Here is a 17,261-nt window from a genome sequence, read left to right as displayed (position 1 = left end):
CTTTTGGAGCTCGTTGTGAATAATCGGATTATATTGTTTGTAGACTCTTCCATAATTGGTGGTATTGAGACTCACATTATAGAGTTACACAAACTGCTTAATAAAAATCGAGTTAATTGTTCAGTTTTATTTTATAAGAATCATAGGAATAATGAATTTTATAGATTACTTGATGATCAAAGCATACAGTATGATTTTCTGCAAGGCTCGCTTGTGAGTTTAATCATGCGGTTTAGCAGTTACGATCGCAATACAGTCATTCATACCCATGGCTATAAAGCTGGAATTTTAGGGCGCTTAGCCTGTAAACTTACAAATAAGCATTGTGTTAGCACTTACCATGCAGGAGAGGCTGGTACAGGAAAAATATGGCTGTATAACAAATTAGATTTATGGCTTAGTGGGTTATCAACGAACTTTGCAGTGTCTGAAAAAATTAGTAAAACAATAAAAAACGCTCAATTACTGGAAAACTTCATCGCAATAACCGAACCTCCTAGTACTGATTTTGCTCAACCGGTACTTAAAATCGGCTTTGTTGGCCGCTTATCTTATGAAAAGGGCCCTGATATCTTTTATGCCTTAGCTCAAAATATGCTGATAAATAAACAAGTGGAGTTTCACCTTTTTGGTGATGGCCCAATGCGCAGCGCTATCCCCCAACTAAACAATCTTCATTATCATGGATTAACTAATCGAGATGCTATTTGGCAACATGTTGATGCTTTACTCATTTGCTCTAGAGAGGAAGGCCTGCCTATGACCTTGCTTGAGAGTATGAGCAATCATAAAATTGTTATTAGCAGTCCAGTGGGCGCTATTCCTAGCATTATAAACAATGGAGTGAATGGTTTTTTAATGAAATCAGCAAGCGCACTAGAATGCCAACAATCGATAGAAGCATTACTTGCTTTATCTACAACACAAAAAAGCGAAATGGCACACTCAGCATACGCTATGCTTGAAGAGCGTTTTTCAGGTAAAAAACAGTTTGCTTTGTTACAAACTGCTTATACAGCAAAAACATTATTATAAATTTTCTTCCCACCCTTTAATTTTTCGGTATAGGGTTGAAGGACTTACATCTAAAAGAGCGGCAGCTTTAGGAATATTGGTTGCACATATTTTTATTACTCGTTCTATATATTCTTTTTCGGCGACCCATAAAGCCTTAACTTCACTTTCAACCTGCGGTAACTCTTCAAACTCTTGCACTTGTATCGATGTGTTGAGCTGCCCAGCTTGACTCTCGTTGCGAGGCTCCTTTTGCACGCTTTGTGGCAACGCAGGTAACATAGATACGTCAATCCACTCTTGTGGATTAAGTACTAAAATATTACGGATCACATTTTCTAGCTGCCTAACATTACCGGGCCAATCGTACTGCGCTAAAAACTGTTTTACATCGTCGGTGATCCCTTTATAAGGGTGTTGCTCTTCCTTGGCTATTTTAATAAATAGCGCTTGTGCTATTTCGATAATATCTTTGCCGCGCTCTCTAAGTGGCGGCAACTCAATTGGAATAACATGCAGCCTGTAATACAAATCTTCTCTAAATCGACCTGCTTCAACTTCAGCAAGTGGGTTTCTGTTAGTTGCACAAACAAATCGCACATCAACCTTTACTTGTTTTTCACTGCCGACTTGTTGATAAGTACCTGTTTGAATAAAGCGGAGTAATTTACTTTGTAAATTAATATCCATTTCACATAACTCATCTAAAAACAGCGTACCGCCATCGGCCTGCCCTGCAGCGCCTAACCGATTTGCAATTGCTCCAGTGAAGGCACCTTTTAAATGGCCAAATATTTCGCTTTCAATTAAATCTTTTGGGATAGCGGCACAATTAAGTGCCACAAAAGGCTTGTCGGCACGATTAGACGCTTGATGCACAGCCCGTGCACAGAGCTCTTTGCCGGTACCGCTTTCGCCGGTAATAAATACCGTGGCTTTGCTCGCTGAAGCAGAACTAATAACTTGATACACCGATTGCATTTGCTTAGAGCTGCCAATCAAATCAAAGTAACGGCCGTTTTCATAAATATTTTTATACTTGGTAACTGTTTGTTTTAAGTCTTTTATTTTGAGAGTGTTGTTAATGGTTATACGAAAACGTTCTGCCTCTACTGGCTTTTCTAAAAAATCACTAGCGCCTAACTTAATCGCTTGAATTGCCATTTCTTTGGTTGCATGCCCAGTTAATACAACAACGTGTGGAAAATTGTCGGGTTCTAGCTGAGCAAGGATATCCAGCCCGTTCATGTCGGGTAACATGACATCAAGTACAATTAAGTCTGGTTTAATTTTATCAATAATATTTAAAGCCGTTGCGCCATCATTTGCCACCAGCGTGTTGACACCAGTTGGTAAAAGATAAGACTGATACATCATAGCAAGCGATTGGGTATCTTCTACAATCAGTATTGTTGGTGGCATAATCCCATTCCTTTTAGCAACTCGCTAAGAATTATTTAGAGAAAAAATATTAACTTATGGATATTAAGTTAACTATACAGTTAATTAAATCAAATTCAATTAATGATTATTAACGAAGCATCATCCACTTCTTTAGAAAGGGCAACCTGTGAATTTTTCCATAAGGAGTGTGCAAAATCCTCTGCTGAGGTGCTTTGTGTGGGGATGATTTTTTTTAATTCAGTCATTTCGTCTTTGTCGGTGAAACGGTTATCGGTCCAGCCGTCGGTGTAAAGTATAATATGTTCAACATTATCAAGCTTGGCTTCATACAACGTATATTGATGATCATTAGAAAGCCCAAGTAGCGGCCCTGTGCCATTTAACTGAGATAAGTCACCATTTTTGTTAATAACAACCGGCGCAGGATGGCCGGCATTGAGCCAATACAGTTTATTATTTTCTAAAAAACAGATCACTAAAGTCACTAAGCTCGATTTGCATAATTGTTGCTTATATAGCGCATTATTCAGCGCTGCTAACATTTCTTGATACGCTAACCCCGTTGCTAAAAAGCCACTTATAAAACCTTTTATAGCAAAGCTTTCTTTGAGGGCTTGTAAGCCATGGCCCATCATATCACCGAGTATAAAAGCCGTACCTTCATCGTTAATTGGCATGAAAAAATCCCCCCCATTACCCACACCAATTGAGCCAAAAATATGCGCTGTTTTATTATGCCCCAAGAGTACTTTTGAGGGCGTTAACCCAAATGTGCTTTGATAAGATAAATAAGCGAATCTGTGTGTTACCCGCTCTATGCTTTGTAGTAGCTTATTTTTTTTAACTGGTTTAATTAAGTAATCATCAACCCCCAAACGGTTAATTTTACTGATCACTTCTTCGCTATCATCACCGGTTAGCATCACCACTGATAACTGTGACTTTAAATTTGATTTATTAAGCTTTTCGAGTAATGGCTCACACGTTCCTTGTTTAAGTTTATGATCAAGTAACAATATACTGGCATCTGAGGTTAAAATAGCTTGCCAACCAGCGTCTATGTTTTCGCAAGTGATGACATTAAACTTATCTTTTAAGTAGGCACTCATTAATGCTAATTGAGTGATATCATCATCAACATAAATAATGCTGGGTCGTTTATCGATATTGGTTAAAGGAAAAGAGAAATAATTTTTACCTGCACGGGTGTCGTAGGTGGCATCGGCAAAGTAATGGCGAATAAGCTCAACCCCCATCCCCCCTTCTACCAACTCATTCGATGCTAATGTCCATGAAGAGTTGTTTTGTTTAAATAAATTATAGGGCTTAAGTTCATCTATAAAAGTTAATTGGTAAGTATCATGATTTATTTGGTTAATACGCAGCATAATAAGCTGCTCATCCCCCTCATTATGGCGAATTAAGTTAGTAAGGTATTCGGTTGCTACTAAGCCTGCTGCATCGGTTTCATCTCGAGTCACCGATAAAGCGCCCAATACATGTTTAAGTACTTGACGTATTTCAGTTAAGGTCGGCCACAATAATTCAAAACGTCGCTCAAATAATATATCCATAAAGGTCTCAGTAATGTTTAAACAACCACTTTTGTTTGTTTATTTTGCTGGTTAAAAAAGCGCACAATCTCGGCCACTTTGGTGAGTGTCGCTGTAAAAGTAATAACATGCGTTCTCCTAAAGGGGCAAAGTTATGTTGACTTACCAGTAGCTTTATATTGCTATGACCCGCTTGCTTAAGTTCTGCAACTCCTTGGCATAATGACTCCTCATCATTAATACCCAATGCAACAGTAACTAAGGTCAGCTCGCTACATAAGCTTAAAGAATGCAGTGGTACATTATTACGATTTAACTTTAATGCTGGCGACATATCTAGCAGCACATAATCATATTCTTGTTTTAAACGCAGTACCGCCTCATTTAAAACATGTTTGTTTTTTGCTGAATCAATGGACTCTAAATTGTGAATTGTAAGTACTTCAATCCCTTGATAAGGCATAACACTAAGCTGACAGGAAATATCATCAAAGCGCCACAACTTAGTTAATGTTGGCAGCTGCTTATCTAAACGAAACGAACTAATAGGGTTAAGGTCGATGACTAATACCGACTTATTCTGACTTTTTAAACGTTGAGCAACACTAATACAGGCGGTTGATGAACCTTCTCCACCATACAAGGAAATAAATGTTACACAACGTGCTTCATCATCAATTAAGGTATTACAAATGGTTTCTAATTCATGGTACTGCCCAGGTATCAAGTTCATAGGCTAATCACCAAGGCAATAATCGTTATAAAGTCGAGAAAGTTATCTTTAAACTGGCTAATTAAGTCTTGACCTTTATCGGGCACATATAGCGTATCACCAGCTCTAAGTACCGGTATATTGGCTGAGTTTGGAGACTTTATAAATTCCTCAAAATTAAACACGCGAGACTGTTCTTTACAGCATGAATGGTTAACAACCACTATTTTGTCAATTAAAGCTGAACTTGACGGCCCCCCAGCTTCAGCAAGCACATCTAAAATAGACATCGTATCATCAAAGTTATATCGACCAGGCTTTTGAACTGCTCCCATAATACGAACAACACGCTCTTTAGGGGTACGTAACCAATCTTTGTCTTTTTCTGGAATAAATATTGTGTCGCCGGGTAACACATGAGGAAATAACGTTTCATCGCCAGTTTCAAAATACATCGCTAAATCAAGTTTACTCACTCGAGCACGATTACCATTACGATGCGTAACTCTAATATTACGAATATCCGCACTCCCATTAGGACCATCTGCTGCTGCCAAAATATCAATAAAATGCATATTATCATTGAACGCGTAGCGCCCAGGAGAACCTACTTGCCCCATGATATAAATAGACTTGCTCGACTCTTGACGTATCCATTGCGATTTATTGTCTCCTGGGTCTACGGGTAACTCTTCAACAATAATAGTATCGCCAGCAATTAAACTCGGCAGCGCAATTTCACCGTTAGTAAGAGTGTATTTTTCAAGATCAAATCGTTGGGTGACATCGCCATTTCGCAAAATTTTAATATCGTTTACGTTAGCGCCTTTAGTAGGGCCACCAGCATGCGCTAATAGATCAGTAAAATCCATTTCATTACTCCATTCATAACGACCAGGAGATTGAATAGCACCTATAATTTTAATTGCGCGTTTTGTTGGAATTTTTAACCAGCTTTTTTCGTTAACGTCTGTTTTTTCAGGGACAAATATTACATCACCGGGGTTTAAATCAGGCACTTTGGCGGTGATTAATCCCTCACTATAGCCCTGCAAATCAAAAAGTATGCTCTCTCCAGCAGGGGTTAATATTTTTATTTGCCGTGTTTCTGCAAAGCGAGTTGGCCCACCTGCATTGGCTAAAATGTCTAAAAAGTTAGTACTGTCGGCAGCCTCATAGGCACCGGGCTTTTGTACCTCACCCATAATATAAACAGTTCGCGATGTGGTGTTTACATCATCCACCATAATCGGCACATATATGGTTGATCCCGCTTTTAGTAGCGGCATGTTGCTATCGGTAGGTTTATCTAAATATGCTTTTAAATCAAAAATAACAGGAGCTTTATCAACAATCACTCTAATTTTAGTTACATCCGCATAGCGAGTAACCCCTTCCGCACGCATCAGCGCATCTAGAAGCGTCATATTTTCTTTAAACGAAAAACTACCAGGGTTGTGCACTTCACCAAGCATAGTAATGGCACTGTTGTCGCTTGCATCCCCTGTAGCACTAAGCGTTTGTGCATCAAAATCAATTTGTACGTTACCAAGGAGTGGAGAAACAGGCACAAACACAGTATCTTCACTTTTAAGCTTTGGTAATAAATTTATGTCGCCTGAGTCTAAATATGCTTTGTAATTAAATTCAATTACTTCATCTTTGCGCCTTATTTGTAAGCGATCGAGCTGTGCGCCAGGTCTTAGTCCATTTGCTTTAGCTATCACCATTTGAATATTACCATCATCGGGAATACTCACCTGTGAGGGTGTGATCACATACCCTAAAACATTAATAAATATATCTCTGCTTCTGAGCTCCACATAAAAGTCATCTATTGCAACAAACAACTCTGCAAGAATAGGTTTAAGTTCTGCCTCTATTTGCGCAACCGTTTTATTACCTACCTGAAACTGCCCCACCTCAGGTATGTTAATTTGACCTTTTTTATCGACCTCAAAGGTTGTTTCAAATTCAACTTCCCCTGGCACATACAAAAACAGCTTATTACCTGCTTGTACTATGGATTCATCGGCTTGCGCTGCAAACGCAGAGTTCGTTATTAAAAAGAAAAAAACGAAGACAGCAAAAATAAGTTTCATACATTACTCCTTTTTCTTTTCAATAATTTTAGTCCAATTCATTAGTGACTTTACGTGTTTACTATCTTCACTTTGCACGTTAGCATCTAAAATAACAGCCTCAACTCGGCGGTCTGAATGGCGTTTTTGCTCGCTTTGCTCCGACTCACTAAATGGTTTTAAACTGCCTTGGGTTAAAGTGGTAATGTTATAGGTAGGCACCCCATAAACACCCAGCCAATGCTTAACAGTTTCAGCGCGTTTTAAAGCCAGCTCGTAATTACTATTTTTACTGCCTACTGAGTCAGTATGGCCAATAAGTAAAATACTAATACTTTCTAGTTGTTTAATTAAATCGGCTGCTTGAGCAACCCTTACGGCATATTTAGGGGTTATTTCAAAGGCGTTAAATGCAAATTGGTTATCACTATTTAATAACTCTGCTATTTGCTTTTTTATATTAACTAATGCCGGTTGTTCATCGGTCGGCGCCGCACAGTTAGTGGCTTTTCTCACTGTGTCAAAGTGATTAGTTAATTGATTAAGGCCATGATAATGAATCAATAGGTCGTGCTCTGCGTCTTCCCACATTTGGGCTGCAATTAAACGGCGAATACGGTTTTCATAAATTTGGGCTTTTAATAACTGTGCTGGCATACAGGCATTAATATCTTGCGCCTTTAATAATTCAAGCTTAAGTACTAAGTGCTCAAACTCACTTCTAACCACACTCTCGGGTTGGTTAAATGTTTCATCAAGCTGTTGATCATTTAATGGATAGTTTTGATATTTTTCGGCCAAGCCTCCTTGTCCTTCATCTGGCCAAGAAGCACATCCGCCTAAAAATATGAAAATGACAATTGCTATGCGCGCCTTCATAAAACTCTCCCTGATAACCTCTATACTGCATCAATAAATGGAATGGTTTTATCCACTCTTAATAAGTTCATTAACTTAAACGGCTGCCCCGTGACATTAAGTAAAGATAGCTTATTACTTTGTTTTTCAATTCTTTTATATAGAAAAACAATAGCACCTATTCCCGAAGAGTCGATAAATTCGGTTTTAGAAAAGTCTAAAACAACACAATTTGAGTCTTGCTCAACGAGCAGCTCAAACTGATCTTTTAGCTCATCAACAGCAAAGCCTGAAAAGTCATTAGGAATGGTAACAACGGTGTTATCTATTTTATTGGCTACATTTTTCATTTTAATTACCTATTAAAAGTATGAACTCAAATAGACAGTTACAAGAAGAATGCCAAATTTAACGCTTTGAAAAATATGATATTTATTGATTTTTTGATTGGATTTTGAAATGAAGATGCATAATGCAATTGCTTTTTGGGTGTGCAATTGCATTATGCGAAGCAGGTTATTGGCCTTTACCGGTAAAAATAACAACCAATGTTTTAAAGAAAATAGTCAATTCCATATAACACCAACTACGAGCAGACGATGTACTCAACATATAGGCGTAATCCCAACCAATTTTATTGCGTGCATCATCAATTGTTTCATCATAACCATTCATTACTTGCGCTAACCCAGATATACCTGGTTTTATGCCATAGGTACGCTGACAAAAATAGGGAATATCTTTTTCAAGCTTGGAATAAAAAACAGGCCGTTCAGGGCGAGGTCCTATCAGCGACATATCACCTATGAGTACGTTCCACAGCTGAGGTAATTCATCTAACCGTGTCTTGCGAATAAAGCGCCCTACTGGGGTAATACGCGGATCATCTTTACTTGCCCACACTGCTCCACTTTTAACCTCAGCATCAACCACCATAGAGCGAAATTTTAATACGTTAAAAAGTGCCACAAAGTCATCATCACTTTGCCCTACTCTTAACTGTTTAAACAACACAGGTCCTTTAGAACTGAACTTAATCACCAATGCAACCATGAGCATTACAGGAGACAGAACAATTAAGCCAATAGCAGAGCCTAAAATATCAATGCCGCGCTTTACTGCTCTAATCACAAGATTATTAGACTGCTTGGTTTGGTGAACGCGCTGCCAATGCTCACTATAATCACCGCGTTCAAATTTAATAATCCCCCAAAAAGCACACAAGTATGCCGCTACAATATAGTTAATACTGTCGATCACCGGCCATTTAGTCTTTATGCTCAAAAGCTGTTTTAATGCACCCACGCCATGTACAACGGCTAATGTAATACAGGCTACTTTGGCTAAAAACACGTTAGAAAAAACCGCCAAAGAAATTAGTAATCCATAAATCAGCACCAGTATAATGGGCATAATGCCACGTAATACCTTGTGCGAAATATAATTAAAGCTTACCCAGCCTAATTTTGGATTAAATAGCTCAGACAGCATTTTAATTTGTTGCCAATTGCCAGCGCCTAACCTTACTCTTCGGGCGTAATCATGGCTTTGTTCATCGCATTCACGTTCAACAATGTTGATCTCGTTATTTACTAGCGCTTTACCACCTTTATTAAGTGCTTTCATCGACAAAATAAAATCATCGTTTATAGTGCTCGCATCTAATAACTGAGCATATTCAGCGCGTATAGCAAACATGGCACCGGGTACGCCAATAACAGCGCCTAATGATGACTCCATACTTTTTACTTTATTTTGATATTGCCAATACTGTTGCTGCTCTTTGGTGGCTAAGTCATCTAATATATACACTCCCGTGATCACATTGACCTGAGGGTCTTTAAAATCAGCATCAATTTTATTTAGTACATCCACACTGAGTAATGCACTAACATCGGTGAACAGTAATACATCGTAATTTGGTTTAGTTAGTTTTATTAACTCATTAACACCAAACGACTTACCTTTATTGATCTTATTAAAATGCAAATGACACACTACATTTTGCTTTGCAAGATGCGATTGAGCAATCATCGCCTCGTCATAGGTTTTGTCTGTACAGCCATCAAGGTAAACATGAATAGCATACTGCTCTGTGCTGTATAACATAGAGCCAAGGTTATAGAGCTTTTCACGAATATGTTCTTGCTCGTTGTAGGCGCACATTAAAATACCAAAGCGCGTTGTTGCCGGGGTAGCGTTTGATTCGATTTTCACTTCATCGTTACTAAAAAGCTTTAATAACAATAAGTAACCAACATGATGGTACAACACCAACACAATCAAAATCGCCAATGTAATTAGTAAGAAAGTCATCGTAATCCCCTTATGAAGCTAAGCCATTATAAAAATGGTCATAGGCTTCGCTCATTTTGTTTGCATCCGCAATTGAGAGAATATACTCTCGAATGCATTGCCCGTGCTTCATTTCCAATGCTTTTAATAGGGCAAGTTTTAAGCCAAATACATCATTAGGTTTTACTAAAATACCCTGCTTATTACTGACCACTTCACTAATGCCACCGACATCGGTTGCCACTATTACTTTTCCACATGCCATCGACTCTAAAATAGACAGAGGTAACCCCTCTCGTTGTGAGTACAAACACATCACATTAATGGCCGAGTAAAATAATTCCATATGCTGCACATTTCCTAAAAAATGCACTCGCTCTACCACCCCTAGTGACACTGCAGCACTCATCAATGAAAAACGTAAACTGCCATTACCAGCAAATACGAGTTCAATTTCTTTAGGTAAGGCAGGGAGTAATTTAATTAAATCTAAATGACCCTTCCCCGGCTCTAAACGAGCAGAACAGCCAATAAGTTTTTTATCGTGCGGTAAGTTAAGCTTAATCCGTGCTGTAGCTTCATTTATGTAACTAAATTGCTGAAAATCAATGCCATTAAGAATAGTGCTATCGGCTGTAATGGCGGTTTCGTTATAAAACTCATTGGCTACCACTTGCGCATCAGCCACCCAGTGTATTTTGGTCAGCTTGTTGAGCACTTTTGTAATTAGTCGCTGTTTAAAGTTTTTTAAGTACCACGCATCATGAATTGTCGATACATGTTTAACACTTGGGTTAACTAAACAGGTAAGGCTAGCGTAAAGCATCGGGCCAATATGATGGCTATGGATCACGCTAATATTATGTTGTTTGATTATTACACTGAGCTTTTTAATCACACCTAGTTCAAATTTAGGGGCTTTATTTAGGCTTATAAGTTTTTGCTCAAAGGCTGACAATGCTGGCCATTCATTTATTGCATTCTGCTCCGTGCCCTCCAAAGAGACGATAATACTGGTGTTAGCAAATCGGCTTTTTTGCATTAAAGTCACGGCCATTTTTTCCAGTCCGCCAATTTTAAAATGTTGGACTAAATGTAAAACGTTCATGTTAATTCCCCTTGTTAAGGACGTGCATTGATGGACTAACCGGAGCATATAATGTGCTTTGGCCAACAATGGGTAAAATGGTTACCACGTCTAGTGACGATAGCTTTTCAATGGTTTGAATATCTTTTAAGTGACTGTCGAATAAGGTGGCTACAAAAACACAGGTTGTACTGGTAAATATACCTAAAACAATACCCACAATGATTGCCACCACGAGTGAGGTATTAATTGGCTGCGTAGGACTATAAGCTCGCTCAATAGTTTTCACTTTGTCAGGACCTTCATACTTAACCAGCTTGCCTGTCACTTTTGCCATTTCGTAACGCCCTAACATGTCTTTGTATAAAGACTGTTTTACATCGTAGTCCCGCTCTAGCTTTCTGAGTTGTTTTTCTATATCACTGGTTACTAGTAAGCGCTCGCTCACTTCATTCACTTGTTTCTCTAACATGTCGTATTCTTGCTGGTGCTGCAGTACGTTATTTTTAGCTTCTTCTAAAGCGAGTATTTGTGACACCAGCACATTACTTTCATTATCTTTTCCACTGGGTAAGGTATTAGCCATTTGCCAAAGCTGATCAATATTAGTGGCATCAAGACCTTTACCATTTTCAATTAACGCTTGCTGACGTGCTTTAATACTAAGTAATTCACGCTTTTTGGACACCACTTTGCTATGTTTATCGGTATAGCGGGTTTTTAAAAAGCTTAGCTCTGACTCTGCAGTAATTATTTTCTCTTCTATGCGCCCTAGAATCGGGTTTGCTTGACCCATTTTTGAAGTAAGTGCCTCAAGCTTGGCATTAGCACCCGAGAGCACAATGGACTTTTGTTGTTGATCGCTTAATAACTTATCGAAGGTTTGCCTATTACTGTGTAAAACGGCGGGTAAGGTATTACTGTTTTTTGCTTTAAAGCTGGCAAGCGAAGCTTCAGAAATCTCTAACTCCTCTCTTAGGCTAACCAGTTGCTGATAAAAAAATTGCTCTGAGGTATCCAGTGATGCTTTCGTTGGGGCTAATAAACTTTCTATAAATTTCTCTACCACTTTTTCTAGCACCGCCTTCATTTGGGTTTGGTCGTGCCAAATAAAGTTAACGCGTACTAGCTCATCACCCACCAAGGACAACGAAAGCGCCTGTGAAAGCTCTTGATGTATTTTTTCTATTTTTGCGGGCGAGGCATTTTCTGCAACTAAATTAGTTTCTTTTGCTACGGCAATCAAAACTTTACGGCTGATCACTAAGGTGCGTAAAGCTGCCATCCTATTTGATAAATCAAACGAGAACGACAAATCATCTAGATAGGGATTAAGCAGTGCAGACTCTTCGATAAGAATAGTGGCATGGTTTGTATATTGCTTTTGTGACGTTGCCGCTAATACAATCACTACGACGGGTACAATTAACAACGGCAAAACAAATAGCTTTGCCCTGGTGTAAACAGCGTACAAAGCTAAATAAAGTAATCTTTTTATTTGCTCTCTAACTAACATAATCACTACCCATTAATTTGCATATTGCTATGCGAAACTTTGCGGCTATTTGCAAAATAAAAATTTACAGCGTAAATAGCCTTCTTTAATGGGGTAGTTGCACATGGCGCGCCAATATTACATTTATGGCTTAATAGGGGTACTTAATAATTGTAGGTCGTTGATCACAGTAAGCGCTTTGGCCGGCCAGCTATGCTCTTTTGCAATGTTTTTTTGGACTGCATGTAATAAGCTTAATTTGGCTTGACTGAGTGACAACGCCTGATCGATTTTTTCAATAAAATCATTCTGCGATTGGGCTATAAAAATATGCGAGTGGTAATGATTGACTGCCGCAAAGTCTGTCGCGACTATCGGTTTTCCTACCGCTAAATATTCTTTTAATTTAAGCGGGTCACAGGCTCTAATTTGCTCATTATCGACAAATGGTAAAATAGATACATCCCAATGAGCTGAAAACGAGACCAACCGCGTGTGCTCAACCGCGCTAATATGCGTTACATTTTTAAACTGCAGCAACGCTGAAATAGGAGTAGTAATATCGCCAACCAGTACTATTTGATACTGCGGCCTAGTGTCGGCCAGCGCCATTAATAATGAAATATCAAGCCAGGCATTAATGCTGCCATAAAAGCCAATAATGGGGGTGTTAATAGCGCTAATTTCTGCGGCTTTTTCGACTTTACTCGTAAATAAATCAAAGCTAACGCCATGTGTGAGTAACTTAGTTTTTTCAGCAGGCATTTTAGTTTTTAATAACTCACTGATCACATAAATTAAATCTGCGTGTTTAATCAGCTGCTGCTCAAAAGGTGCAATAAGTACAGGGTCAACCCCAGCCAGCGCACTAAAATCATCACCACAATAATAAATTAGCGAGTCTGTGGCTCTTTTATCAAACAGATAACACGCCGTTGGTACGCTTAACCAATATATAATTGGCTCACTGGTTTTATTAGCATCTATATTACGAGAGAAAACCCAACGATTATACCTGCGGACTAACCAATTATCGTGCCATGGCAAAATAGGCAGTTTATATACCTTCATATTTTTAGGCGTCGCTATTTTGCTGCTCTTTGAGCGTTGAAATAGCTGTTTAAATTTATTAATAATGCGTTTTATATCATTTAATTTCACGCTTGGTTTGCGCATTCCCACAGAGTTAATCCAATGCACTTGCTGTTTTTTTGCAAGCTCTGAAAATAAATGCTGAGTACTACTAGGGTGGCTCCCCCAATCTTCTGCAAAAACAATAAATTTCATCCGTTCACTCCGCTATGTTTTTAACTACTTTAGCCGGATTACCTGCGGCAATAGTAAAATCGGGAATATCTTTCGTTACCACACTACCTGCCCCTATAATAGCTCCCGTGCCTATGGTTACCCCAGCAAGTACTGTAACGCCGGTCCCAATCCATGCTCCGCGCTTAATAATAATATCGCCAATTTGGCTCTCATCATCACTTTCAGAATTGGCGCGGCGTTCACAATCAATGGGGTGCCCAGGAAAGCCAGCTAAAAAAACGCGTCCCGCAAGTCTTACATCATCTTCAAGTATAATTTTTCGCCCTACCGAAAATGCATTCTGCCAGCCAATATCAACATTATTTCCAATACTTAATAACGGCTCACGCTCGTTACTTACCCGACCACACAAAGTACTGATCCCCGAGATCCTGACATTGTTCTTACATTCAATTTTTAATTTACCAAGCACCTGAGGCATACCCGAATATAAATATAAGCGCTTTTTACTGCCTTGAATTTGGCTTTTAAATAATGGGGTGTAATAAAATATTCGCAGTAGCTCATGAACAAACTGCTTTATAACGTGGTGTAAATGATAAAGCCCACTGTGCAGTAGAGGAACAACTGGGATCTGCGGATTACGCAGCGACTTTGCAAACTTAAACAAACGTCTTGCCGAGGGGCTGTTACTATTTTTTAGCCAATGCTTTAGTTGGGTCAACATAAAACGAGTCCTTATTACTGTCGGTAGTCAGCTTTTCTAGGGCAATGGTCAGTGACAAAATAATATACAAAGGCCATGTAAAAGCTTGAGTTAAAAACGTGCCTGCAACCATAAAACCAATTAAGCCGGCTTTTAATGCGTTTGCGTTCACTGTCACTTCAGGATTGTGATTGAGCTTATTAATACAAAACACTCGAGACAAGCTGCGATAAATACTGGCGATAACCAGTAAAAAAATACAAAACCCAACAAAGCCAGTTTCTCCGAGAACCTGAAACCATGTGCTATGTACTGCATGATTCTTGCCATCCCAGTGTGGGCTATAAAAATAATAGTTTACAAAGAAATTATTTACTCCAACGCCTGTTAGCGGGTTAGACAACGCCATATTTATTGCCGCTTGCCAGGCATAAATTCTACCCATGGCTGATTCATCAACCCCGCCTTCGGCAGCACCACCACTTTGTCTATCTGAAATACCTGCAAATACCATCATAGCTATCATGGCAACTGCTCCACACAAAGCCACAACCACAGGATTTTTTACTTTTTGATATAAAAAGAAACTTAAAATAGCAGCAATACCTAACAACCCGCCTCGGCTTTGCGTGGCTATCACTCCTGAAATAGCCAAAATTAAACCAACGCCTGCAAATAATCGTCGATATGGATTGTTGTAGGTATTAAATAATTCAGCAGCTAAAAAAGACACGGGAAACATGAGCACTAAAGATAAGTCATTTGGATCGCCCAGCTGTGAACGATACTCTCGGGAAATAGTGACACGGGTGCCCTCGACTAGCCCCACACCATTAATTTTGTTATTCAGTGCCACCAGCGCAATGGTCACACCAGAAATCATAATACCTAGTCTTACGTAACTAAAGTGAGAAAATCGCGTTAGCCACCAGCTGATCACAAACACCATAATAAAAACTTTAACCAACACCCCAGACCAATACTCAATGGCAACGCCGCGGTTTGAAGCCGAAAACACACACACGGTAAGCCACACAAACCAAATGACAAAAATAAGATGAGCTGAGCTCCAATGCGGTTTTAATGTTTTAGAGATAAATAAATGCCAGACAATGGCCAGTAAAGAGGCTAACGCTAGTAATTTAGGAATTTTAAGCGGCATTAAAAACACAAATGCTTCATGAATCCTAAAATAACTAAATAGAATAAATAAGATAATAAACACAGTACTAATACGTACGGCTAATACGCCAGCAAATGGTAAAAGTAACAAGGCAAAAGCAGCTATAGGCCCAAACAACGAATACAAGCTTAAAATAAGCGCCGTTATCACTAAGCCATTTATTAATAAGTAATGCTCTTTATACCAGTTAACCATGCGCCTTCCTTGCTAAAAGCCGTTGCAATATTCCCGTGATGTGGTGTTTATACTTTTTAAATAACACCGCAAACAAGCACACCAACACAGCAACCTGCCCTACAATGTAGTAAGTCACTTGCGTCACACTTAACGAAAACACAAGGATAAAGCACAACCAGCTGGGGAGCAGGCTTTGTACTTTAAATGCCAAGTGTTCTAGCTTTTGACTAATAATTACAAACAGTAGCGTTTTTAAAGTTTGCGCCAACGCAAGCGATACAACCGCACCTAATATTCCCCATTTTGGCACTAAAAAACTTAATGCAATTAATACGCTTGTAGCACTCACTGCATTAATAATAGTCACAAACAAACCGTTATAGTGAATATAACAACCAATATTAAGTAAATCGCTATGGTGCCTCAGCACAACAATGAGTATTAAACTAGGTAATAGCCATGCATTAAGTAAATAACCTTGTGGTAAAACCAGGGTGAATAAGTGCGGCGCTATAAGTAGCATGATGCTGCAAAGGGCAATCGCAATTTCGAGGCTTAATTCACATAAAAACACATAGTGACTGCGGCTTGAGGTTAGCTCGTCAAAACGGCGTGAAAACCACCACATTCTGATTGGTTCAAATGTAAACGAGGTCATCACTGCAAATTGCAGAGCAACATAATATTGAGCAAGCTTTTCTTTACCCACACTGGCTGCAATAAACCAGTTTTCTGCGCCATTATTAGCGTACACAAAGAGTGAAGAGACAATAATACTTAATAAAAACAGCGTATTTTTAGACGTAATATTCCATGCAACACACTTAAAACTAATATTAATAGTGCGTGCTATTTGCCACAGCGACAGTATTAACACAATAAAACTCGCCACCGCACCGGAAAGCATAACGCCGGTTACACCATACCCTAAATACAATAACACGATGGTCAGTAGAGTTTGCCCTACCCCTTGTAAAACAGCTAAATAACAGAACTGCTTAGCCATTTCGTAATACCTAAAAAAGCAAAATACAATCGATAATACCGACGAAAATGCCAAGTTAACGGCTAATAATTGCAGATCTATTTCATTAACAGAGATAGGCAATAAATCCAGTACTAGGTCAGCAAACAATACAACAGCAATTACAAATGCAGTGCTTAACACACTACATAAAATCAATGCATCCCTAAATAAGGCCTGCTTACAAACAACGCTTTTCATTTGCTGTTTAAAAAGTAGTTCAGGTAAACCTAGGCACAGCAGTAAAGACATGACCGCTGAAATAGAGACTAAAAAATTAAGTTCACCAAACTGTGACGGGTTTAAAAGACGAGTCGATATAGGGAGTAAAGCAAAGCCAAGCCCTTTGAGTAATAATGTTGATAATCCAAAATAGGCTATTTGCTTAAATCCATTCATCTTT

General features: G+C 38.9%; 14 protein-coding genes. 1 reads left to right on the top strand and 13 read right to left on the bottom strand.

Going from position 1 to position 17,261, the window contains the following annotated elements:
- The first annotated feature begins 15 nt into the window (after nt 1-15).
- Complete coding sequence (locus tag A9479_RS09585) at nt 16-1,035, top strand: glycosyltransferase family 4 protein (RefSeq protein WP_064663299.1); 1,020 nt, start codon at nt 16-18, stop codon at nt 1,033-1,035.
- On the opposite strand, the gene A9479_RS09580 is transcribed toward A9479_RS09585, so the two are convergent.
- From A9479_RS09580 to A9479_RS09520, 13 genes are all read right to left on the bottom strand, one after another.
- A complete protein-coding gene (locus A9479_RS09580) occupies nt 1,030-2,436 on the bottom strand; it encodes a sigma-54 dependent transcriptional regulator (protein ID WP_064663298.1) in 1,407 nt (468 codons plus the stop codon). The two genes, A9479_RS09585 and A9479_RS09580, sit on opposite strands and share 6 nt — an antisense overlap.
- A gap of 95 nt (nt 2,437-2,531) precedes the next feature.
- Nucleotides 2,532-3,992 (bottom strand): SpoIIE family protein phosphatase, encoded by a 1,461-nt coding sequence (locus A9479_RS09575; RefSeq protein WP_064663297.1) that lies wholly within the window; start codon nt 3,990-3,992, stop codon nt 2,532-2,534.
- Between the two features lie 7 nt (nt 3,993-3,999).
- On the bottom strand, nt 4,000-4,704 hold the full coding sequence (locus A9479_RS09570; RefSeq protein ID WP_064663296.1) for an AAA family ATPase: 705 nt from the start codon (nt 4,702-4,704) through the stop codon (nt 4,000-4,002).
- Entirely contained in the window at nt 4,701-6,785 is a 2,085-nt protein-coding gene (locus A9479_RS09565; RefSeq protein ID WP_064663295.1) for an SLBB domain-containing protein, read from the bottom strand. Before A9479_RS09565 ends, A9479_RS09570 begins: the two co-directional genes overlap by 4 nt.
- 3 nt (nt 6,786-6,788) lie before the next feature.
- A complete protein-coding gene (locus tag A9479_RS09560; RefSeq protein ID WP_064663294.1) occupies nt 6,789-7,643 on the bottom strand; it encodes an OmpA family protein in 855 nt (284 codons plus the stop codon).
- Between the two features lie 20 nt (nt 7,644-7,663).
- Nucleotides 7,664-7,972 carry an STAS domain-containing protein gene (locus A9479_RS09555; protein WP_008109353.1) on the bottom strand — a complete coding sequence of 103 codons (309 nt, stop codon included), beginning with the start codon at nt 7,970-7,972 and terminating at the stop codon, nt 7,664-7,666.
- A gap of 166 nt (nt 7,973-8,138) precedes the next feature.
- On the bottom strand, nt 8,139-9,938 hold the full coding sequence (locus A9479_RS09550) for a sugar transferase (RefSeq protein WP_064663293.1): 1,800 nt from the start codon (nt 9,936-9,938) through the stop codon (nt 8,139-8,141).
- A 10-nt stretch (nt 9,939-9,948) separates the two neighbouring features.
- Complete coding sequence (locus A9479_RS09545) at nt 9,949-11,025, bottom strand: glycosyltransferase (protein ID WP_064663292.1); 1,077 nt, start codon at nt 11,023-11,025, stop codon at nt 9,949-9,951.
- Nucleotide 11,026: 1 nt separating this feature from the next.
- Entirely contained in the window at nt 11,027-12,520 is a 1,494-nt protein-coding gene (locus tag A9479_RS09540; protein ID WP_064663291.1) for a GNVR domain-containing protein, read from the bottom strand.
- A 123-nt stretch (nt 12,521-12,643) separates the two neighbouring features.
- Nucleotides 12,644-13,786, bottom strand: a complete 1,143-nt coding sequence (locus A9479_RS09535; protein ID WP_064663290.1) for a glycosyltransferase — start codon at nt 13,784-13,786, stop codon at nt 12,644-12,646.
- Nucleotides 13,787-13,790: 4 nt separating this feature from the next.
- Entirely contained in the window at nt 13,791-14,495 is a 705-nt protein-coding gene (locus tag A9479_RS09530) for an acyltransferase (RefSeq protein WP_064663289.1), read from the bottom strand.
- Nucleotides 14,461-15,852: an O-antigen ligase gene (locus A9479_RS09525; protein ID WP_064663288.1), complete on the bottom strand. Its 1,392-nt coding sequence runs from the start codon at nt 15,850-15,852 to the stop codon at nt 14,461-14,463. Before A9479_RS09525 ends, A9479_RS09530 begins: the two co-directional genes overlap by 35 nt.
- Entirely contained in the window at nt 15,845-17,257 is a 1,413-nt protein-coding gene (locus A9479_RS09520) for a lipopolysaccharide biosynthesis protein (protein ID WP_064663287.1), read from the bottom strand. Before A9479_RS09520 ends, A9479_RS09525 begins: the two co-directional genes overlap by 8 nt.
- Nucleotides 17,258-17,261 lie beyond the last annotated feature (4 nt).

Source organism: Pseudoalteromonas sp. MQS005, from assembly GCF_001661605.1.
Classification (GTDB): Bacteria; Pseudomonadota; Gammaproteobacteria; order Enterobacterales; family Alteromonadaceae; genus Pseudoalteromonas; species Pseudoalteromonas tetraodonis.
The sequence above is the reverse complement of the archived record's forward strand: the minus strand, read 5'-3'. Positions and strand labels throughout refer to the sequence as shown.